The 22,856-nt window shown below is 50.9% G+C and carries 17 protein-coding genes; 4 read left to right on the top strand and 13 right to left on the bottom strand.

The genetic code is table 11. The features are described from left to right. Window positions 1-240: 240 nt before the first annotated feature. Both BUB30_RS07490 and BUB30_RS07495 read left to right on the top strand, forming a co-directional pair. A complete protein-coding gene (locus tag BUB30_RS07490; RefSeq protein ID WP_073132414.1) occupies window positions 241-579 on the top strand; it encodes a PadR family transcriptional regulator in 339 nt (112 codons plus the stop codon). Window positions 580-588: 9 nt separating this feature from the next. After that, a complete protein-coding gene (locus tag BUB30_RS07495; RefSeq protein WP_073132416.1) occupies window positions 589-3,165 on the top strand; it encodes an ABC transporter permease in 2,577 nt (858 codons plus the stop codon). A 46-nt stretch (window positions 3,166-3,211) separates the two neighbouring features. On the opposite strand, the gene BUB30_RS07500 is transcribed toward BUB30_RS07495, so the two are convergent. The 6 genes from BUB30_RS07500 to BUB30_RS07525 all read right to left on the bottom strand — a co-directional run bounded on the left by BUB30_RS07500 (window position 3,212) and on the right by BUB30_RS07525 (window position 8,781). Then, window positions 3,212-3,733: a hypothetical protein gene (locus BUB30_RS07500; RefSeq protein WP_143164804.1), complete on the bottom strand. Its 522-nt coding sequence runs from the start codon at window positions 3,731-3,733 to the stop codon at window positions 3,212-3,214. Beyond that, a complete protein-coding gene (locus tag BUB30_RS07505; protein ID WP_073132419.1) occupies window positions 3,734-4,216 on the bottom strand; it encodes a GNAT family N-acetyltransferase in 483 nt (160 codons plus the stop codon). 41 nt (window positions 4,217-4,257) lie between these two features. Then, window positions 4,258-4,770, bottom strand: a complete 513-nt coding sequence (locus BUB30_RS07510) for a hypothetical protein (protein WP_073132421.1) — start codon at window positions 4,768-4,770, stop codon at window positions 4,258-4,260. A gap of 3 nt (window positions 4,771-4,773) precedes the next feature. Continuing rightward, window positions 4,774-5,469 carry a hypothetical protein gene (locus BUB30_RS07515; RefSeq protein WP_143164805.1) on the bottom strand — a complete coding sequence of 232 codons (696 nt, stop codon included), beginning with the start codon at window positions 5,467-5,469 and terminating at the stop codon, window positions 4,774-4,776. Window positions 5,470-5,487: 18 nt separating this feature from the next. Next, complete coding sequence (locus BUB30_RS07520) at window positions 5,488-5,973, bottom strand: T6SS immunity protein Tdi1 domain-containing protein (RefSeq protein ID WP_073132425.1); 486 nt, start codon at window positions 5,971-5,973, stop codon at window positions 5,488-5,490. A gap of 276 nt (window positions 5,974-6,249) precedes the next feature. After that, entirely contained in the window at window positions 6,250-8,781 is a 2,532-nt protein-coding gene (locus BUB30_RS07525) for an alpha-L-arabinofuranosidase C-terminal domain-containing protein (protein WP_073132427.1), read from the bottom strand. Between the two features lie 294 nt (window positions 8,782-9,075). Here BUB30_RS07525 and BUB30_RS07530 point away from each other — a divergent pair, with 294 nt between their 5' ends. Both BUB30_RS07530 and BUB30_RS35085 read left to right on the top strand, forming a co-directional pair. After that, window positions 9,076-9,966: an AraC family transcriptional regulator gene (locus BUB30_RS07530; protein ID WP_073132429.1), complete on the top strand. Its 891-nt coding sequence runs from the start codon at window positions 9,076-9,078 to the stop codon at window positions 9,964-9,966. A gap of 665 nt (window positions 9,967-10,631) precedes the next feature. After that, window positions 10,632-10,769 (top strand): hypothetical protein, encoded by a 138-nt coding sequence (locus BUB30_RS35085; RefSeq protein ID WP_178377043.1) that lies wholly within the window; start codon window positions 10,632-10,634, stop codon window positions 10,767-10,769. A gap of 50 nt (window positions 10,770-10,819) precedes the next feature. Here BUB30_RS35085 and BUB30_RS07535 read toward each other — a convergent pair whose 3' ends face one another. From BUB30_RS07535 to BUB30_RS07565, 7 genes are all read right to left on the bottom strand, one after another. After that, complete coding sequence (locus tag BUB30_RS07535; RefSeq protein WP_084137952.1) at window positions 10,820-13,213, bottom strand: glycoside hydrolase family 127 protein; 2,394 nt, start codon at window positions 13,211-13,213, stop codon at window positions 10,820-10,822. 46 nt (window positions 13,214-13,259) lie between these two features. Continuing rightward, window positions 13,260-15,668, bottom strand: a complete 2,409-nt coding sequence (locus BUB30_RS07540) for a glycoside hydrolase family 127 protein (RefSeq protein ID WP_073132431.1) — start codon at window positions 15,666-15,668, stop codon at window positions 13,260-13,262. Between the two features lie 133 nt (window positions 15,669-15,801). Then, a complete protein-coding gene (locus tag BUB30_RS07545) occupies window positions 15,802-18,048 on the bottom strand; it encodes a S9 family peptidase (protein ID WP_073132433.1) in 2,247 nt (748 codons plus the stop codon). 6 nt (window positions 18,049-18,054) lie between these two features. After that, window positions 18,055-19,302, bottom strand: a complete 1,248-nt coding sequence (locus tag BUB30_RS07550) for an NAD(P)/FAD-dependent oxidoreductase (protein ID WP_073132435.1) — start codon at window positions 19,300-19,302, stop codon at window positions 18,055-18,057. 83 nt (window positions 19,303-19,385) lie between these two features. Beyond that, window positions 19,386-20,384 (bottom strand): 4-hydroxyproline epimerase, encoded by a 999-nt coding sequence (locus tag BUB30_RS07555; RefSeq protein WP_073132436.1) that lies wholly within the window; start codon window positions 20,382-20,384, stop codon window positions 19,386-19,388. A gap of 12 nt (window positions 20,385-20,396) precedes the next feature. After that, entirely contained in the window at window positions 20,397-21,884 is a 1,488-nt protein-coding gene (locus tag BUB30_RS07560) for an aldehyde dehydrogenase (NADP(+)) (protein ID WP_073132438.1), read from the bottom strand. Next, window positions 21,881-22,813 carry a dihydrodipicolinate synthase family protein gene (locus BUB30_RS07565; protein WP_073134936.1) on the bottom strand — a complete coding sequence of 311 codons (933 nt, stop codon included), beginning with the start codon at window positions 22,811-22,813 and terminating at the stop codon, window positions 21,881-21,883. The genes BUB30_RS07560 and BUB30_RS07565 overlap by 4 nt, the downstream gene beginning before the upstream one ends. Window positions 22,814-22,856 lie beyond the last annotated feature (43 nt).

The raw sequence follows: 22,856 nt of genomic DNA on the forward strand, positions 1-22,856 counted from the left end.
CGAATTCTATACATGAGTGGTCAAGTGTGGAGAATACACTAAGAAGACACACGCAAGACACGCAAAAAGAGAATCATCTATCCGATGTCGTTCCTCAAGTCACTGTTCGGATTAAACGACAAACTGTTCATTGTTGAACGCCGGCGTGGTGCTCATCGTCGATTTATCAAGTTGTGAAGGCGGTTTGATGCCATGGCACTATATTTGATCGACAAAATCAGATATAATCGAAGACGCTATATGAAAAGAACATCGATAGGCGAATTTGAAGAGATCGTCCTGCTTATAACGGCGCTCCTGGAAGAGGATGCTTATGGTGTGACGATCACCCAAGAAATTGAAAAGCAGACCGGGCGAATAGTCGGTTTCAATACCGTGCACACCACGCTGCAACGCCTGGAAGAAAAAGGACTGATCGCTTCAAAGATGGGTGGCGCCACCGCCGAACGGGGTGGCCGGCGAAAAAGATATTTCAGGATAACGGCACTGGGCAGCCGAACCCTGCGCGAACTGAAAGAGCTCCGGGAAAAAATCTGGAAAGTTTTGCCCGCAAAAGTAATAGGTCTATCCGGAAATTAAATCAAACGCATGGCACCCGAACACAACAAGCCTCCACGCTGGGCACAAACGCTTCTTCGAAAATTCGCATCCACCGATAGCCTCGAGGAAGTTGAGGGCGACTTACTGGAATTCTTTATTCAATGGAAAGCAACATACGGCATCCGAAAGGCTCGCCGGAGATATGTGTGGACGGTATTCACTTTGCTCCGTCCGTTTGGAAAAAGAAAACGTCATGATCATTCATCAAAAACAGCTACCTATTTTATGTTGAGAAGTTATTTTAAAATGAGCTGGAGAACTTTGTTAAAAAATAAAGTCTCCTCGCTCATCAATATTTCGGGGCTCACCCTGGGGCTTACCACCAGCATCCTCATCCTGCTGGTCGTCCTGAATGAATTCAAGTATGACCAGTTTCACAACAACCTGCCGGCCATCCACTTGTTGATGAAACATCAAAAAACAAACGAAGGTATTTCCACGGGATGGTCCACCGCGGGACCCATGGCGGAGGCGTTGCGGACAGAATTTCCGGAGGTAAAATATGCCGCGCGAGTGGCCCAGTTCGATGAACAGCAAGTAGTGGTCAACAACAAGATCTCGTACGAGTCGGGAATCTACGCCGATCCCGATCTCTTCAAGATCATGACGTTCCCCTCGCTCACCGGCGACGTGGTCAGCGTTTTGGAAAGCCATTCTGCCATCGCGATCACCCGGGAGATGGCGAAGAAACTTTTCGCCGGTGAGGATCCCATCGGAAAAACCATCGTGTTCAACCGGCATCACTCCCTCACCGTGGGCGCGGTGATCGAGAACATCCCTGATCATAGCACCGTGAAATTTGGAATGGTGATCCCCTTCGCGCTCTTCGAAAACGAAAACGACTGGCTCAAAAAATGGGACGACAACCGGATCATGACCTGGATGCAGCTACAGCCATCGGCTGATGTTCCCTCGTTCAACCATAAAATAACGGAGTTGCTTCAAACCCGGTCGAATGACAAAACGGTGTCGCAGTTCGCCTATCCCCTCGAAAGATTATACTTGTACGGCAGTTTCTCTAACGGCCATCCCGATGGCGGCCGGATCACGGCGGTCCGGATGTTGATCGGGTTTGGTGTGTTTATGCTGCTGGTGGCGTGCATCAATTTTATGAACATGGCCACGGCACAATCCGAGCATCGCGCCAGAGAAGTGGGTGTGAGAAAAGTACTGGGCGCTTCCCGGAAGTGGATCATTTACCAGTTCCTGAACGAATCGTTTATGATGACCTTCCTGTCGTTGTTCACGGCGCTGGCACTGACGGTGCTGATCATTCCTTCATTCAACACGCTGACGCATTCGAATATTCATTTTGATTTCACCAGCTTACCCATCGGGTTGTGGACGCTCGGCATTGGGATCGTCACCGCGCTGCTGGCCGGAAGCTATCCCTCGCTGTTCCTGAGTCGCTTTGTGCCCGCCCGGGTTTTGAAAGGTAGGATGGTCAATGGCAAGGGGGGCGGGCTGCGCCGGGCGTTGGTGACTTTTCAGTTTGTCATTTCCGTGTTCTTTCTCATCGGCACCATCGTTATGTATGCTCAATTTGACCATGTCAGAAATCGCCCTATGGGGTACGAGCAATCAAACCTGGTTGCCATTCACCTGGATTCAACGCTCGCGGCGAAATTTAGCTACTTGAAGACGGAGGTCTTGAAAATTCCCAACGTTCGGTCAGCCACCGGTGCATCGAATAACGTACTCTATTCTGGTGGTGCGGTCACCGGCATGGATTGGCCGGGGAAGCGACCGGGAGAAGAACTCTCCGTTGTGGTTGCCGATGTGGAATACGACTGGAGCAAAACGATGGGTATCTCCATTGTCCAGGGACGGGATTTCGATCCTGCCTTTGCCAGTGATGTCACGGGGTGCATCCTCAACGAATCGGCGGTTGCCCAGATGGGACTACAAAATCCTATCGGAAGTATGGTGGGCGGCCACCCCGTGATCGGCGTCGCGCGAAATTTTGTTTACAACAACCCCTTTGGAAAAATCGCACCGATGGCGGTCTACTTGAATCCTACACGTATGACCCACCTCTATCTGCGCATACAAAACAACAACCAATGGCGTCACACCCTCGATCGCATTGAAAAAATCGCCAAGCAGGTGAGTCCCGATTTTCCGTTCAGCTTCTCGTTTACAAAAGAAGAATACGAACATCACTTCCATGAAATTTCAGACACCAGCCTGATGATCTCCATTTTCGGAGGCATGACCATTTTCATTTCCTGTCTTGGTCTGTTCGGGTTGTCGGGCTTCGTGGCCGAAAGAAGAAGCAAAGAGATGAGCATCCGGAAGGTATTTGGTGCGAGCATGCTTCGTGTTCTTGTTTCGTTGTCGCAAGATTTTCTCAGACCGGTGCTGATTGCGCTGCTGATGGTCATCCCGGCGTCGTTCTTCATCGCGCAATGGGCGCTTTCCAACGTCAGTTATGCCGTTCCCTTAAGTTGGTGGATGTTTGCGTCGGGTGGGGTTATGATCCTGGTGATCTCGATTGTCATCGTGCTCTATCACGGATGGAGGACGGCGCAGGAAAGTCCGGCGGTTAGATTGAAAAATGAATGACAATGGCCCGGAGACAACGCATCAAACTTTTCTCCGGGCCGCTGGCTCAAGGATATTCTTCCCCAAACCAAAACCCGTCAAGCATTTCGTCTTTAAAATAGTAATTACCAAAGTACAATAATCCATTTTTCTGTTTGTAATAGTACAACCAGGCATCTTGCTTCTTCTCCTTTGGCTCGCCTAAAGTCTTTAATAATTGTTCCTTTGTTATCCCCAGCCGGATGCCTTTGCCCGTAATAAATTCCTTTTCGTAGATCCTGAATTTGGGAAGCTTTCTCTCTTTATTGTATTCAATCTTGAATTCCGAAAATTCGTTGATAACATCGCCCGGATGAAATATCATGGTCAACAGTTGATTTCCTGATTCATTTACAATCTCGGTTTGCTCGGTTTCATGGTCGACGATGTTGTCGGTGATCCCCATAATTCTTTCGATTGATGCACGATCTCTCAGGCGTAGGCCGTTTAGGGTTGAGTCATAGAATTGGGGTCTATGCTTATCCTGCATCGGCTGTCCGACACTGTTCCAGGCTAAGAATACTCCAATGATTAATGGTAGGGTTCTCATCTATTTTCCTGTTGTATAGCTGTCGACAATTGCCAGATTTAGCTTCATTCCCTCATGAGAAGCTTTGAAGCCCAGCTTCTCATAAAACCGTATGGCATCGGGGCGTTGTTTGTCAGTGGTTAGTTGGAGCAAATGCGCATTTCGTTCTCGTGCTCTTTCAATGGCCCATTCAAACATCTTTTGACCAAGCCCGTCACCTCTCCTGCCTTCCCTGATGCGGACCGCTTCGATTTGGGCTCTGATGCCGCCTTGATAGGTCAAATAGGGGATGAAGCTTAGTTGTAGCGTTCCTATTATTTCATTGCTACTGTCTTCTACTACGATTAGTTCCTGGTTGGGGTCGGCATGTATTCTTTCAAAGGCGTTATAGTAAGTTTCCGGCAGTGGGTCTGCATACCTTTCGCGTGCTTGTCCCAACGCATCGTTGGCTAGTAGTTGGATGATAGAGAGAACGTCTTGTCGTGTGGCTTTTCTAAACTTCATTTTCTTAAACTTATTCCGCACCAAAAGTTACATAGTAGTAGTCAACAGGGCGTCCAATACTCAAACTTAAAGAGTTTGCCATTTTTAAAAGTAAATATCGCGCCGTCGTCACTGTCCTTTGAGTAAAGTAGTACCGTGTCTTTATTCGGACTCTCCTCCAAAAGTTCCTTGGCCTTGCTTCCAAATATTTTAATAAAGTCAGCTTCACTAGTTTGTCCGCTTAATTCACTTTCCCCATACTTTATTTTGGTCTGACCTTTTAAATCAAAGGTTACGTTTTCAAGGAAAAATTTCCCGCTATCGCTTCCAATGTAATTAAAGCTTGTGTATACTAATTGATAAAACGGGCCGCCAGGTTGATCGTTCGAAAAAAAACCGCATCCATAGTTCGTGTCAACCCGTTTAGGTTGCCCAAATGATTTTATGATCTTATCCTTCGTCGCAACAAAGTCTACACCCCTAAACTTTATGTTCCCAAGATCAAAATCATTTTGCTGCCCTTGCAAAATGCCCGTCAGAAGCAGAAATAAGATTGTCAGTCGCCATGCTTTCATGTTTTAAAACCAAGCGTGAAGATAAATCAAGGATTCTATCGGTTTTCCTCTCAATCGGGCGGGCTCACAACTGATCGGAATGTTATCGAGGGCTCCCTTCAGGAATGTGTAGACCCAGGAATTTCGCGGGATGGGCTCCTCAGCGAACAATCCTCCGCTAAGAACTTCTAAATCGATTATCCTTTTTTCGGGTGATATTTTCACGCGGACCGAGTAGCCATTTTCTCCCAGGCGACCGGGAGCATTTTCTGCCAGATAACGATCGAGCAACTCCTGCATACCATTTTCACGTGGTTCATAATACCCCTTGCCCTCTTTATCCAGTTGATCCGCCAGGCGCTGTTGAGTCGCCAAAAAGCCTCTTCCCCATTTCTTTTCTATTTCAATCCGCATGGTCTCGTAGAAACATTCCTCGTCGCCCACATATCGGAGGCACGTATCGTCATTATACCCCTTGTCTGTTATTTCATACTCTGTCTCAAGCAATTTTCTCAACGTCAACGACGACTTCATTGATCTTGGAAAATAAAATTGCCGACTCGCTATGAGTTTCATAGCTTTCTCGCTTCCCATCCCACAGTAATTTACAGAAACCCTTTGGGGTTGGACACGGACCCCGGTCATAAGCGTTTGACCGTGAACACCGGTCACACATCCCAGCAGCAGAAATACAGAAAGCAAGTTCTTGATGATTGTCATCTTTCTTGGAGTGGCGTCTTATTTGCCATTCGGCTTAAATGTTATATTTACACGAGTCCCGTCAGGCAGGTCTTTGATTTGTTCGCAAATTTGTCCTGCGAAATAAAAATGAACCTCCATGTCCGTTGGCTCAAAATTGTCCACAGTATAGTCTCCGCCTAGCACGGGTAGTTTCCTGTAAGAATATACCTGGTTCTCTTTTAATTCCTTTCCCGATTCCCTTAGTGCTGTTACCAGGTCGATCATGAACCACTCATTTACCTGATCGGCATCTTTGAGTCGATTGTCAAATTCCTGAATCCCGCGGGCAGCCGAAGTGAATTTACCTTCCCCCACGTTTAGCCAAAAGATCTTACCGTTTTCGTCGCGCAGGAACAGGTCTCCAATAGCAGAAACCATTATGACGGTCTTGTCCCTACCCACAAGCCAAGTCCAGGCGTCCACCAAGTCGTCGGAAGCGTCGGGGTCAAATTTTACAGTAAAATCTTCTGTTGATATTTCCATCCTATTCTTTACTGGCTGATGTAACTAAAGGGTACCGAGAGCATCCCTATGGACTTCACAGGAAAGGGATCACGCAAATCATCCATCAAAAAAAAGGGCAATCGTGCTTGCGATCGCCCTTACCAAAAGTAAGAAATTTACCCAAACTAAAACTTCGGCAAATCAAAAATAGCACGTTTTGGCCCGGCAACATTTCCAGATATTACCTAAAGCCAATGAAATATTAGCAAGTATTGGGGCTAACGGCACCGGCCGGCCTCGTTTATATCGAAACACCTATCGTTTCTCTTTCAGCCTCAGAACGGTAATCGACCACGGCTGGAATTCATATTCAAAATTCGAAGCGACACCGTTTACCATCGTTTCCTGGGGAATGAATTGTCGCGGTTGAGCAAAAGAGTTTTCATCCTCGGGTGAGCCGGAAGAAAGGGTGATGGCTTTTCCTGTGTTCTCCAACTGTGCCTTGTTAATCTTTAAAAGAACGTTGCGCTTCCCCCCTGTTGCATTCACCACCTTGACCACGATCTCGTTTGTTTTCTCATCGCGGCCGGCAATGCTGAAAAAGTCTTTGGGTTTGGTGTAGGTCATCAGCAGTTTTCCATCCAGGAAACACTCCACCGTGTTGTTGTTCACGTGAAGTTCAATGGTATACCAGCGGTTCAATTCGATGGCGTTTTCAAGGCGCACGGGTTGGGTAACGATCGCATCGGCGCCTTTCGTTACGCTTTCAAAGGCTGCGATCTTGTTCACCCAGGCGCCAATGTGCGCGCGGAGATAATTTTGATTGTCACGCAGGGCAAAGGGGATCATGAACGCATTGGTGCCGCCGGTTTTCTTTGCTTTCACTTTCAGAATATAGCGATCGAACGATTGGTCTTTGAGCGTGGCCAGCGGCCAGGCTCCATCCTGGGTCTGCGCCAGAACGTTGTCGCGTGCTGACCATTGGCCTCCTTCAAAATTCCACACCTGGTCCATACCGGGAGCGCCTTTGTAAATTGTTTTGCCGTCTTTGATCACTTCGATGTCTTTATATTCGGCTTGGGTGTCCCACGTGCTCAAGCCAATGTTTCCCCGGAACGACGGCGTATCGTTGTCGACAGGGGCATCTACTTTTGTGGTGAGATTGAACGACGCCTTGTTTTCGTTCAGCATCTGGATGGCGTAATAAGAAATGCGGGCAAAGCTTCGGGCCTGGTCAAACCGGATCAGGTTTACGGGCCAGTCTGTGTCGTTGATGTTCTCCAACAGTGGAGCATAGCTGCTCATCGTGATCAGGTCCGAATTTCGTTCCAGGCCCAGGATGAACGTGGCGTCGTTGAGGGCGGCGGTCATGTTCCCGGAACCGACACCACCGTTGCAGGCGTATTCGCCGACGTAGAGCTTCCAATCTTTTCGCTCGTATTGGTCGTACCAATCCGGGTAGGCCATGGCCCAGCCGGCGGCCTTGTAAGCGTGCTCGTCTGCCAGGTCCATTTTCCGGATAGATGCTATGGTGGGCTTGCTGAGATGCGCGATGCCCATGGCGGCGACGATCTCCAGTTCAGGATACTTGGCGTTTATGGCTTCGTAAAAAATATTGAAGCGTTTGCCGTACGGCTCTCCTACTTGCTCATTCCCTACTTCCACATAGTGCAAAGGAAAAGGTTCGGGGTGTCCATTCCTGGCGCGCAACGATCCCCATGTCGATTCTTTGGGACCGATCGCATATTCTATCGCGTTGAGAACATCCGTCAAGATGGGACCGACATCTTTGTCGTCCACGTACACACCGCTTCTCATTTCACAAGCAATGCCGCAGTTAAAAACATACATGGCTTTGGCATCGATGTCCTCGCAAAACTGGAGAAACTCGTGATAGCCCAACCCATCGCTCGACCAATATCCCCAGGGGCTGTAGGTCCCTGAGCGCTGTTCGACCGGACCGAGCGACCGGCGCCAGTTTGGGGCGCTCTGCGTGCTGATGCCTTCCACAAAACAACCCCCGGGCCACCGGACAAAAGCGGGTTTAAGATCGGCCAGGTATTGGGCGAGGTCAGGTCGCAACCCGTTCTTCCTGTTTTTAAAAGTCTTTGTTGGGAAGAGCGATACAAACTCCAGCCACACCGTGCCGGTCGCGGAGAAGGACAACTGAAACGTAGCCTTCTCGTCGGAGGCTTTTGCGCTCAGCGTGGTGGTAAATTTTGTCCAGTTGAGTGCGTTTATTTTTTCAAAGACCTTTTCGCTTAATATTTTTCCGTCGCGTCCCACGAGCCTGGCCGTGATGTTCCCTTTGTAATTCCGTGTGCGGTTATAAAGCGTCAGTTCATACGTCGCACCTTCTTCGACTTTAATGCCCCAAAAACCTTCGTTGATAACCGCCACCTTGCCAGCTTCCCCGATGCGGGCAATCTCTACCCGCAACGATCGGGGCGTTTCTTTGTGGAGTGGATGGGTGAGATCGAGTGCCATCGTTGCTTCTGCACCTTGCGCCTGGAGGGACCATGCAGGATAGTCGGTCTTTGGTTCGAAGGGCATCTTCCAATCCACCACGCGTCCGGCGCCATAGTGTGGGGTTTGGGGTGGGATGATGAAACCCGAATCCAGCGTGCAGCCTTCCGGGACCCGGCTTTCTTCAAATCCCCGGTTTTGGATGAGCTCGGCATACAACCCACCCTCGCCACCATGGCTGATCTCCTCGAAAAAAATACCATGCAAATCCGGCGACACCTTTGCTCCAGGCTGGTCGGCCTCCACGACAATGGTGGGCGATTGGGCCGGGCACAAACCCCAAAGGAGAACGAGCAGTAAAGAACTTAGCATTCGCTTCATATCCTGGATATCTAAAGTTCCCGCTGCCTTTTTATTTGAAAGCGCTTCGGGCCACAATTGTATTAAAGGTAGCCCTCGTATGCTGTGCGCGTTTTACGTATTTTGTCCGCCATCGATACGATTTTACCCGTATTCAAATGATTGCGGCATACCTTAGGATAGGGTAGTACAATAGAAAAAGTCCGTCGTGGAGTGATCTGATATTATCCTACCCTAATACTTTATTAACTGTACATTTGACAATTATTAATTTTTTACGAATATTTATCTACATAATTAACACCCCTCACCATTATGAAGATTTTACCCTTTAAGATCCCGAAGACTTCACAGGAGTCTTTCCGGTTACAAGAGGATCGGGAAATCCACTTTTACGACAATCTTCATCAGCACCCGGAAATACAACTCACCCTCATTCTGAATAGCGAAGGAAAAGTGATCGTGGGCGATTTCATTGGGGCGTTTAAACCCGGCGACATTTTTCTGATCGGCCCGAATCTGCCACACGTGTTCCGGAACGATCAAAAATATTATGAAAATCCGCAGGAAGGACAGGCGCACTCGCTCACCGTGTTCTTCGAATGGAAATCCTTCGGCGACACGTTTCTATCGATGCCGGAGCTTTCGCACCTGAGCGACTTCTCCCGGCAAAGCGAACGCGGTTTGTTTATTCAGGAACCCATCAAGAGCCGGATTGCCCAATTGATGAAATGCATGTTCCGGAAAACGGGAATGGACCGTCTCATCGTGTTGCTCAAGCTTCTGAACATCCTGTCGGCTCACAAGAACATGGAGCCCCTCGCCTCCTCCGGCGTGTACAACGAATTTGATGAACTCGATGGGCGCAAGCTGGCCGACATCTACCGGTTCACCATGAATGAATTCCATCGCAAAATTTCATTGGATGAAGTGGCCGACCTCGCGCACATGACCACCAACTCATTTTGCCGTTATTTCAAAAAGCGCACGCGCAAATCTTATGTCGATTTCCTGACCGAGATCCGCATCGGTCATGCCCGCAAACTTTTACAACAAAACGATCTCAGCATCTCTCAAATTTCCATTGAGGTGGGATTCAATAACCTCTCGAATTTCAATCGCAAGTTCAGATCGGTTTGTTCTATTACGCCAACAGAATTTAAAAAACTCCACGAAAACAAAAAGGACATCCTGGTGCACGCATAAGCGCAAAGGCGTAGAGAAAAAATTCTGGCACGCCTCTTCGCACTAAACTTGCCGCTTTGTTTCATTCAGGCATTACTGCCTATTTCAATCTCATTGATAAATTGGCGACTGGAGTTGACGATCGTCTATCCCAATAAAGCCGAAGGGCTTCCCCATCATAGCCCCCGGCTCAGCTCTAGGCTATGACACATTATCATGATTTAACTTTCCTTGAGAAAAAGGGGCGAGTTCAAGACGTTAAAGTGAACCCGCCTAGGCGGGTTACCCTTGGGCAAAGCTCCACATGAACTGTAAAAAAATGCACTCAAGCCCGTAGGGCTTCTCCATCATAACGCCCGGTGCAACCGGGCGAACAGCGAATATCCATAACAACCCGCCTAGGCGGGTTACCTTTCGAGTGGGTACTCCTTGCAGATAACGATTCACACCATTAGGCTTCAGAATCTTGATTTACTCGTATTCAGCATATCCCTCCCTAAACCTTCGATGGAGCCTACACAATTTGGCACCTATAACATTAGACTCCCGCACCTAAAGGGTAAACCCGCCTAGGCGGATTGAGATACATGGCCTCGCTTCGCCCGGTTGCACCGGGCGTTATGATGGGGAAGCCCTACGGGCTTATAGAAATATAATTTCACTACGCCCGGATTGCACCGGGCGCTATGGCAGGGAAGCCCTTTGCGCACCACGGCTTTGGTCTCCCCATCGGAGGGGTGCTGGCCACCGAACGGATCACCGCAGGTTTTTCATGCAACGCATTGGTGAAAGCGCTGTTGCCCTCCTGCTGCCCATCAAAATAACATTCCTTAAAGACTAAGGACGCGAAGTCCTGTCCTGTGCCATCGTCATCTCAACGGGATTCCTTAACGAGTTGCACACCAAACACAGGGCCGGCCTGATTCTTGGCTTTGGCCTGGAAGGTGATTTTGATATTGAATTTTCCCTCGACCAGGTTTGTCGGGATCTTGTACGAAATGTCGTAGAACTTGCTTTCCTTAAATTTGTTGAGGTCCACGCTGGCGATCTTCTCGCCGTCCACGAGGATGTCGAAGTTGCGGCCGCGGTTGTCCATGCCCCAGTAGGTAGCGATCAGGTTGTAGGAGAACCCGGGAACCACTTTCATGCTGAAACTGAAAGACCCCCCGTCGTTGGCGACCCTGAATTTACGCGTATGCGACTCGCCTGTTTCGAGATTTTGACCGGTGAAGTTGTGGTCGCGCTCCGGCTGCATTTCGCCTACGCGCAGTTCATCCACCGTACTTTTCTCCAGCTCGTATGCCGACCGCTTTTTCTCCTCGTAGCGATGTTGTTCATCTTTCCATGCTTGCGGGGAAAACACATCCCAGTACACGGAGTAGTATGCGTCGTCGATGCTATAGAAAGGTTGGAGGGAGACGTCTGTGGGAGAACCGATTTTGTTGGTCGCAAAAATCAAGTTGTCCTTGGATTGGGTCACAAAGAATTTGCTCGCATCCGTTTCGTTCGAAACCAAGACCGGGATGCCGGTGGTGGGATCGGGTTCCGTCGTGCCAAGGTTTCCGGCCAAGAGCACGGGGCCATAGAAGAATGCCCGGCGGTCCGCATTGTCGGGCATGGCCACGGCATGCAGCGACGATTCGAGATCTACTTCGATCACGTCGTTGTTTTTCCATTTTTGTGATAGGGCGATGTATCCATCCGGCTGAACGGTTGCCGGCATGATCTTGCCGTTCACCCGAACCGCTATCTCCTTCGGTGCCCACTGTGGCTTCCGGATGTGGATGGTTCTTACCTGTGCACGGGGGGTCTGCACGGTAAGCTTGATCGTTTTCTGCTGGGGAATTTTGCTATTTAGGGTCAGATGGAAATCTTTTTCTTTCCAATTCAAAACCGAGGGAATGAAAAGGTTAACGTATACACTGCCATCCTTGCCCTTGAAATAAATGCTTTCGCCGTATTTGACGTGGTTCTCTATGCCAGACCCCACACAACAGGTGAACGTGTTGAACTCGTCGCTGAACTCTTTTCGTGTCCCCATGCGCAAGGGAACAAAGTAGCACATCATGCCGGTCTTGTGATTTTGAGAAGCGAGGATGTGGTTGTACAATCCACGTTCATAGTATTCCATCAACGCTGCGGAAGGTTGCAAAGCAAAGAGGTGTCGCGTCAGCTTCAGCATGTTGTAGGTGTTGCAGGTCTCCATGGTGTTGTCCGTCAGCTTGTCGTTGAGTTTGTCGGCTTCGCTCAGGTACTCATAGTTGCTGTTTCCGCCGGGGGCGTAGGAATGGTGGTTCACCACCGTCTTCCAAAAGAAGTCGCCAATGACATAATCGCTTTTTGCGCCCGTGAGCTCATAGCGGCGGACGGTGCCGATCACTTTTGGTATTTGCGTGTTGGAGTGGCGGCCCGGCAAAATGTCCACGCGGTGGGCCAGCGAGTCGAGCACTACCCGGTCGTGAAATTTGTAGGAGAGTTCCAGGTATTTTTTGTTGTTGGTGAAGGCATAGGTATTCACCAGCACTTCGTTCATGCCGCCGTATTCGCAGAGCAACATTTTCTGGATCTGTTCGTCGTTGAGGTTCTTTAGTGTGTTCTCCGTCCAGTCGGCCATGCGTTGTTCGATGGCCAGGGCTTTTTGATTGTCGCAATACAAATAGGCATCCAGCAGGCCGGCCATCACTTTGTGAATGGTATACCAGGGCGACCACGAACCGTTCAGGTCAAAACCGCGTGAGCGGATTTGTCCTTGCGACACCTCCATGAAAACGGAATCCTCGCGCGGTATGGCGCCGACATAGCCGGTCTTGCGCGCTACCTGGCATTCCTGCAATTCGTCAACGATATAACTCACGCGCTTGAGGAATTCCGGGTTTCCCGAAACGGCATACTCCATCGCGCAGGCCGACAGGTAATGTCCCAGGGTGTGTCCTGCCAAGCCTTCGCTTTCCCACCCACCATAGCGTTCGGCTTTTGGTTTCAACCCAGAGTGCGTTCTGAATTGCGACAACAAACGATCAGGCTCGATCATCAGCAGGTATTTGATATCGGCATCGCGCGCCGCGGTGAACTCGCTCGGCAGTAGGCTCACCTCTGCCAGGGAAAAGGGATAAGCCGCCATGGTGACCTGCGGCTTCACTTTGACCTTTGTATTGTTCTCCTCCGGCAGATAAGATTGTCCGCAGGCGATGTGCAGCGACGCGGCATAAAAAAGCAACGAAAGTGTGATCACGGCAACCGTGTTATATCGAGTGTTATATGCAGGCATAGCCATTTGTTGATAAAGCTTACAAGTCTCAAAAAAAATTTTCAATTCAATTCACTGACCATTCCAAAATCCCGGCAGAATGTTCTTTGGGAAGGGTCACTTCCAATCGCAACGCTTTTGTGGTCACGGGTTCGAAGGAAACTTCGGAATACTGATCTTTCAACACGTCGTAGGTCTTCGTGTTTTTCACGGGCAGCCATTGATCGCCGCTTTTATAAAGCAACTTCCACCCGGCAGGGATCCGGCAATCGCCAAAGGGGCTGTCGTCAAACCAATATACTTTAGCGCTCGTCACGGAAGAAGGTTTTTCAAAGTCATACTGCACCCATTGCACGGTGTCTTTCATGGGCCACCAGTGGTAGTAGATGATGCTGTGATCGTTGGAGTTCTTGGGTTCCATCTGATCGTTCAAGGCCGACAGCATCCGGGAGTTGTACGATGCGGAAATCGTGCTTCCAGAAGCGACGGTTGGCGCTGGTGTAGGTTGGGCGGCTCCGGGTTGATCAGGGATCCACACCACCATTTCGCCGGCGCCACGGTGGGCCCAGGTGAAATAGGGAATGAGTTCCACGTCCACGTCTTTGACTTTGGTTTCGGTAGAGGAAACGCGTGCGGCCGAGGAGCCTTTTGCCTTTAGCACATACATGCCTTTGAAAAAACTTGAATCGTACACTGCATTCACGGTAGCATTGTCGGGAATCACGAGGTTCAGCACTTTCTTGTCGGCATTGTCGGGCCACTCTGCGCAATAGACCAGCGGTCCGCGTTGGTAAGCATACCGGTCTTTGTCGGCCTCGATCTTTTCATAACCCTGAATTTTGCGGACGGGCATGGGCAAGTTCACCCGGATGACGTCGCCTTTCTTCCACTTTTTATTCAGGACCACATAACCTTTGTCCAGTTTGAATTCAACCGGCTTGCCATTGAGGGAGACGGTGGGCTGGTCCTTCGCCTTGTCGTGAAAGGCATACAAGTCGCCGGGGATAGGTTTGTCGATGGACCAACCGGGAATGCGGACGCGGACGTCAAACGTCGCGGGCTTGGCTGGGGTGACTGAAATTTGTATGTCGCCTTCCCAGGGATATTTTGTTTTTTGCTCGAGCGTCACCAGATTCTTATCCACTGTAAAGTTGACCGTGCTTTGACCATACAGGTTCACATAGATCGACGTTCCTTTTTGAGCATAAAAATATCCGCCCACCGAAGGCACAAACCGCGTGACGTTGCTCGGGCAGCACGCACAAGCAAACCACGGGCTCCGCTGATGCTGACCGTGTGATTCCAACGGGTTGGGATAAAAGAAACGATCGCCCGTCAATGACACGCCCGACAGGAATGCGTTGTACAGCGTCCGCTCCAACACATCATAATATTTTGCATCGCCATGGAGCAGGAACAGGCGGTAGTTCCAATACACGTTGGCAATCGATGCACAGGTCTCGTTGTAGGCCGACATGTTAGGAAGATCAAAGTCACCGCCAAAGGCCTCGCCGTTGCCGGTGGAGCCGATGCCCCCCGTTACATAAATTTTCTTTGTCACGGCATTTTCCCAGATGTCGTCGATGGCCTTGATATACTGCGCATCCGAAGTCAGGGCAGCGATGTCGGCCATGCCGGCATACATGTAGGCGGCCCTCACGGCGTGTCCCACCGCCTCGTGCTGGTCGACCACTTTCTTGTGGGCCTGGTTGTATTCATCGCCGCCGGGACCGCGCACATCGAGGATGAACTTGCCGGTCTCCAGGTATTTTTTGTCGCCGGTCACTTTATACAATTTGGCCATCGCCAGTTCAATGATCTGGTGACCCGAATAGGTGTGCAATTTATCGGGGCCAAAATCAGCACACACGCGGTCGGCCGCCTTGATGGCGATGTTGAGCAGTGTGCGTTTGCCCGTGGCATGATAGTGCGCAACACCGGCTTCGATGAGGTGGCCGATGTTGTAGAGTTCGTGGCTGAGAATTTCTTCTTTTTCCCAGCGCTTGGTGCCCGCCCATTCGTGGGCATTGGCACCCATGATGGTGCGGTTGGTATAAATGTATCCGTCGGGTTCCTGCGCTTTGCCGATGATATCGATGAGCGAATCGACTTTTGCTTCCAGCGCCGGGTCTTTGAAGATTTGAAGGGAATAGCTGGCGCCCTCGATGATCTTATAGACATCGGTGTCGTCGAAAGTGAATTCCGTGCAGAACGTTCCCGTCTTCAGACCGGCGGCGATCTCAAAATTCTTTACCCTTCCGGTGGATTCACATTTTCCAAGCGTAAAGGGAATGGTGACTTCGTGATTTGTTTTTATTCGCGGTGCCCAGAAATTGTCTTTCAGGTTCACGGCGTTAAAGAGGACGGGTTGTATGGGGTAGTCGCCCGCCTGCAGTTTTCCGGTTTGTGCTTTCACGGCAAACACACTGGTCCAGCAGCAGAAAAAAAAGGCGGCGCTTTTCGTCGTTATTTTCATGGCTATTTTTATACGTTTTATGGATGCCTTGCTGGCGATCCGGTCACGATATCAAAACTAAGCCTAATATGCCTTTCCGTTTTGATTTATATTAACAACAACCGGTAGAATTTTAACTCTCTGAGACGCAAAATCACTTTGCCGGATAAGCCATCTCCCACGACGGTGGCTCGCGATTCAACAGCGCCCGCACAAAAAAGTCGCGGCGCTTGCGTTCGCCAAATTCGCCCCCGGAAGAATGTCCCATGCCGGGCACGGTAATCAATTCAAAATCCTTTCCCGCTTTGATCAGGGCATTGGCGAATTGGTAGGTTGACGCAGGATCCACATTGTCGTCCAACTCGCCCACGATCAGCAGGAGCTTGCCGCCCAGCTTGGGTGCGTTCACGATGTTGGAGCATTCCGCATACTGCGGGCCGATGGGATAGCCCATCCACTGCTCGTTCCACCACATCTTATCGAGCCGGTTATCGTGACATCCGCACGAGGCCACTGCTGCCTTGTAGAACTCCGGATGAAAAATGACCGCCCCGGCGGCCGTCTGGCCACCCGCCGATGTTCCGAAGATGCCAACACGCTCCGTGTCCACATAGCGATACTTCTGCCCTAGCGCTTTGATCCAACCGATGCGATCGGCAAAGCCTGCGTCTTTAAGATTCTTCCAGCACACATCGTGAAAGGCCTTGGAGCGCCACGACGTGCCCATGCCGTCTACCTGCACCACGATGAAACCCAGCTCTGCCAGTGCATATAGCCCCGTGTATCGTTCCGTAAAAGATTTTGGAACATAAAAGCTATGCGGTCCGGCGTAGACCATTTCAATGACAGGATACTTTTTATTTTCATCAAACTGCGAAGGGCGGATGATGATCCCCCAAACGTCGGTCTGGCCATCGCGCGCTTTGGCCGAGAAGACCTCGGGCATGCGCCACCCGGTGTTGAGCAAGGGCTGGATGTCCGCCTTTTGGATCTCCATCAGCGGTTTGCCCGTTGCCGTGATGATGACCTGGCTTGCCGGGGGCAAATCGACCCGTGAATAGTGATCGACAAAATAGGTATAGTCATCGGAGAAGAAGCCGATATGGTTGGCGTTCGAGGTCGTCAAGCGTCTGAAACCGGTGCCATCAAAATTGACAACACAGTAGTGAGTGAAGTAAGGATCCTGATCTTTGTCAAGACCGGAGGCTTTAAAGATCACCTGGTGTGTAGCTTCGTCGACGTGTACCACTTCACGGACCACCCATTCACCGGTGGTGATGGGGTTGATCACCTTGCCGGACGCTACATCATACCGGTACAAATGATTCCACCCGCTCCGCTCGGAAGCCCAGAAGGTTTGCGATCCATCCGCGAGATCATACCGGAAGCGCTTTGAGCTGTAGTCGATAAAGGTTCTGCTTTTCTCTTCAATGACCACGCTCACATTGCCGGTGGGCGCGTCAACTTTCAGGACCCTGTAGGTTTGATGTCCGCGTTCGTTGTATTCAAATGTGAAGAAGCGGCTATCCTTGTTCCAGCGCACATCCTCCAGGGCGTATTGATGCGAGAACAAGCTGTCGGAAATTGGTACGTGCTTTTTCTCGTCAACCAAAAACAGTTGTGGCTGCCGGTGGGGTAGTTCGTCGCCGGGTTTCAGATATTCTCGTTGTTGAAGCTTGGGTTGTAGTTGGTCGGTGGGCGAGGATTCGATCAGGTATAGGGTGCGGGTTTGCCCAGGCTTTACTTTATAGGCCACCAGCTTCTTGCTGTCGGGAGCCCAGGTGATGAAGGATGAATAAAAATTTCCGCCACTGCCGTCGTAGCTCAGCTGGAAGGTTTCTTTCGTTTTCCGGGATTGCATAAAAACATTGTGATCCTTTATGAACGCAACCCAGAGGCTGTCGGCAGATTTTACGGGTTGACTTGCGCCTTCGTTGAAGGCATTTCCCCAATAGCCTTCGCCGGTCTTGTTTCGAATGACATTTTCTACCGAACATTGGCAGGATGGCAAGAGGCATTTCACGCGCGCACTATCGATCGTGAACTTTACAGACTTGTGATCTTTTGAAAATTCGACGTCCTGAAGCGGGAGGTCTTGTGCCGGCACGGACTTTTTCAGACTTGCGGAAAGCGCCCTGGCCATGCGGAGGTGATCAAAAGCTTTTTGCTGCACTTTTCTTTCGACGTCGACGAGCATAAACTCCTTGCCGCCTTTGCTCTCGTTTTTGTACCAAAAACCATGATCGCTTTTTATCCAGGCAAAGTTGTCGGGCGCGTTGAAGACTTTTCCCTTATAAAGAATTTTGCAGGAATCGGCTCTCCGGTAATCCTGCACCGTACCCTGTCCCCGCAGCGAAAAGCAAAGGAGAAAGAAGGGTGCCCAAATAAAAAAATGTTTCATGGATCTTTAGTTGAACCGCTCCGGATGGAACGCTGAGAGGTCCATACTGGTCGGTCTTTCGTCGATAAGTTCCGTCACCAATTTCCCTGTAGCGGGGCCTAAGCTCACTCCCATCATGGAGTGCCCGGTGGCCACCACCAGGTTTTTAAAACGGGTGGAGCGGCCGATGTAAGGTAGTCCATCCGGAGAACATGGCCGCAGACCGTTCCAAACTTCTTTCACATCCGGCACCTGGATTTTCATTTCCGGATAATATTTTGGTATGGTCTCCACAATTCCCCTGACGCGGTTCATGTTCACACTCCGGTCCGTACCATTGATTTCCATGGTGCCGCCAAAGCGAAGATCCCCCCCCATCGGGGTCACCGCCACGCGGCCTTCCAACAAAAGTGTCGGGATCTGAATATTTTTTTTAACCGCCTTCACATTGAAGCTGTATCCTTTGCCCGATTGCATGGGAAGATCGATGCCCAGCTTCGAGCAGAACAGCCCCGACCACGCGCCGGTGGCGATAACGTATTCGTCAAAATGCCACGACTCGTCATTCACGAAAATCTGTTCTACTCCGGATGGGCCGGTCACGAAATCCTCCACGTTGTGATTGGCCAGAATGATCACGCCATTTTTCTTCAGGTATGCCACCAGGTTTGACACCAACTGTTGGGGGATCAAATGGGCATCGCCTGGAAAATACACGCCGCCGCGTGCAGTCACTTTCACGTCCGGTTCCATCTGCTGTGCCTCGGTCGCGCTGAGAACGTGGGCTTCTACGCCATTCTGGTTGGCCATGTGCGCCGCTTCAATTTCTTCGCGTTCGGTTTCGGCTGTTTGGAAAAGCATGAGCAATCCCTTCTCCTGGTAGCCAAATTCAAAATCCTTTGCCATGGCCATGTCCCGAAACAGCAGTTTACTCAGGGAGCTGATCTCCTTGAGCAACGGTGCCGACCGCTGCACGTGACGTTCGTTGGCATGGGCATAAAACTTCAATCCCCATTTCACAAGATCGCCGTTCAACCGCGGCCGCACATAAAACGGACTCTTGGCATTGAACATCCAGCGAATGCCCTTGGAAATCATTCCCGGCGCGGCCAGCGGAACGATGTGACTCGGTACCACCATGCCCGCATTTCCAATGGAGCACGTATCGTCGAGCGTCCCTTTGTCGAAAACCGTCACGCGGTGACCTGCGCGTCGAAGATAATATGCAGCACTCAACCCAATTATGCCACCACCAATGATTGCAATATTTTTCATGTCGTTAAATTCGATAGCGGATGCAAACCGTGCTGCGGAAACGAGCGACTTTCTCCTGCAGCAACGGAAAGCATCCTTGTATGTTAGATCACCTGGAAGCCGTGCGCATACGGATCGTTGTCGTCCATGATAATGGTGTTGTAACCCATCACCACCGCCCAACCCTCGATGCTGGGCACGATGGCTGGCTTGCTGTCGAGTGTCGTCTCCTCTTCCACCCGGCCGATAAATTTTGAACCGATGATGCTCTCGTGAACAAACGGCTCACCCTTCTTCAGTTTCCCTTTAGCATGCCACTGCGCCAGCCGTGCCGAGGTCCCGGTTCCGCAAGGAGAGCGATCGATAGCTTTGTCGCCATAAAAGACAGCGTTGCGCCCCGTAGAGGATGGGTCCATCACCGCACCGGCCCAAAGAATATGGCTGCACCCGTTGATCGTTGGATTTTCGGGATGCACAAAGGAATATTTTGCATTGATATTTTTTCTCAACTCACGGCTCCAGCCAATCAGTTGCTCGGCGCGGAAGTGTTCCAGGCCGGGAAAGTTTTTCTGAACATCGACAATGGCATAGAAATTTCCTCCATAGGATACATCCACCGTAAGTTCGCCCAGGTCGGGGCAGGTGGCCGTCAGGTTCTCTGCCGCCAGGAATGACTTGATGTTACGGATTTTTACGGAGGTCACTTTTTGATCCTTCTGCGTGTATTCAATCCGGATCAGACCGGCGGGGACTTCTACATTCAACACGCCCGGTTGCTTCGGCACTACCAACCCTTCTTCAATGGCAATGGTCACCGTGCCGATCGTGCCGTGGCCGCACATGGGCAAACATCCGCTGGTTTCTATGAACAACACGGCCACGTCGTTTTGCGGATCGCAGGGTGGGTATAAAATGCTTCCACTCATCATGTCGTGGCCGCGGGGTTCGAACATGAGGCCCTTGCGGATCCAGTCGTATTCGCGGAGGAAGTGCTGGCGTTTCTCACTCATGTTCTTACCCTCCAATGAAGGTCCACCCCCAGCCACCAGCCGAACGGGATTGCCACAAGTGTGGGCATCGATGCAAAAAAAAGTTTTCTTCATTTCCTATAAAAATCAATTTACGACCATGACCTCCGAGAAGGTCCATTCGTTGTCGACACAGCGCAAGATCTGGAGCGGGTTTTCGTTTTGCAGTTCCGGGGGCAACCACGATTCGGGTGCGTTTTGAAAACTGAAGGGACGTGCGAACCGGTATATAGCGTCTGTTCCCACCGAGGTAAACCGGGCATCGGTCGTGGCGGGGAAAGGTCCTCCATGATGCATGGCTTTGCACACTTCCACGCCCGTGGGAACGCCATTGAAGATCATTCGTCCACAACGCTTTTGGAGTTCCCTCGCTAAGGCATCGTACTCCGTTATTTCGTCTGAGGTTCCGAAAAAAGAACCTGTCAGCTGGCCCGGTAAAACCTTCACTACGTCGAACAGTTCGTTGACATTTTCGCACGTCACCACCAGCGAGAAGGGTCCGAAGACTTCCTCCGATAAGTGGATGTTGGCTATAAAATCCGACGCGCTCACGATCGCTATCGTGGCAGACCCAAACGCGTCATCGTCCGCTTCCGCAGCGGCGGCAAGAACGGAAACGCCGGGTTGTTCTATGGCCATCATTTTCAGCGTTGAATAGATCTTCGCTATTCCGCGATGAAGCATCTTGCCCGGCACGCTATTTCGGATCTCGACGGCAAGTTCATCGAGGAGTTTGTCGAGCCCCTCCCCTTTCAAGGCGAGGATCAGGCCTGGGTTGGTGCAGAATTGACCAACTCCTTGCAGCACGGAAGCCGCCAGGAGCTTTGGCAGTTCGTGGTTGGTTCGGATGCTTTCTGGCAACAGCACGATGGGGTTCACGCTGCTCATTTCGGCAAACACGGGAATAGGCTCTGGTCGCTGTGCGGCCAACTCAGACAAGGCCATTCCACCCTGCCGTGAACCCGTGAAGGCCACGCCTTTAGTGAGCGGGTGGCGCACCAGGTGTTGGCCGACTTCTATGCTGGAATCTTCGATGTGTTGAAAAACAAACGGCGGCATGCCACTTTCGGTGATGGCCATTTTTATCACCTCTGCAACTTTTGCCGACGTGCGTGGATGGGCCGGGTGACTTTTCACGACGACGGAACATCCCGCGGCAAGTGCCGAGGCGGTGTCTCCTCCCGCCGTGGAAAATGCCAAGGGAAAATTGCTGGCCCCAAACACCACGATGGGTCCTACGGGCACCACCATTTTGCGCAGGTCTGGCTTGGGCAGTGGCTTGCGGGAAGCGTCCCCCAAATCGATGGTGGCTTGCACCCAATGGCCTGCAGCAATCAGATCGGCAAAGGCGCGGAGCTGGCCCGTTGTGCGGCCTACCTCGCCCTTTATGCGCGCCTCGGGCAAGTTGCTTTCTTCCTGCGCGAGCTTCGCGATGGTCTCTGTCCCGGCTTGAATGCCGTCGGCGATGGCGTGTAAAAATACGGCCCTTCTTTTTCCATCAATAATGCTATACTGATCGAACGCCTGTGCGGCTTGAAGCATTATCTGATCAACATGCTCCCCGTTCATCTTCATGCGGTCACCGTGGATGTTGATCTCTGTCCGTTGCTGCGATTCAACACCGGGCGTTTTTTGATGGCCTCGCGGATAATGCCCAGCACCTCCGTGCGTTCATTCCCCGAAAGGATCAGGCGGGGCGGGCGAACGATTTCCGTGCCCAGACCTACTTCGGCTTCTGCCAGTTTGATGTATTGCACCAGTTTGCTGAAGGTGTCCAGTTCCAACAGCGGCATAAACCAGCGATTGATCTCCACCGCTTCCTTGATCCGGCCTTCCATCACCAGGTTGTAGATGGCCACCGTTTCTTCGGGGAAAGCACAAACCAATCCCGCTACCCAACCCTTCGCGCCAACGACCAGGCTATCGAGGGCCAGCGTGTCCACACCGCTCATGATGCTGAACCGGTCGCCGAATTTATTGATCATCCGTGTCACGTTCACGATGTCGCGGGTCGACTCTTTCACGGCGTCGATGTTTTTGGTGTCGACCAGTTCTTCGAACATGTCGAGCGTGACATCCACTTTATAGTCCACGGGGTTGTTGTAGATCATGATCTGGAGATCGGTTGCCTGCGCCACCGATTTAAAGTAGGTAACGGTTTCCTTGTGATCGGATTTATAACGCATCGGCGGCAACAGCATGAGGCCGCTGATACCACTGCGCTGTGCCGATTCGGCGATCTTGATCGACTCGCGTGTGGCCCCTTCGGCGATGTTGAGCACCACGGGTACGCGGCCTTCTACTTTCTGAAGCGTGAAATTCAAAAGCTCCACTTTCTCTGCCGGCGACAAGACACTTGATTCTCCCAGCGTTCCACCGATGATTATCCCGTGTACCCCCGCAGCCAACTGTGCATCCAGGTTTTTCTCAAATGTTTTGAAGTCCAACTGGTCATCTGCCGTAAATTTTGTGGTTACCGCAGGAAAAACTCCCTTCCATGTAATCATGATGAAATCTGTTTAATGTTGATACAAATTTATGGTCCGC

Source organism: Chryseolinea serpens, from assembly GCF_900129725.1.
GTDB lineage: Bacteria > Bacteroidota > Bacteroidia > Cytophagales > Cyclobacteriaceae > Chryseolinea > Chryseolinea serpens.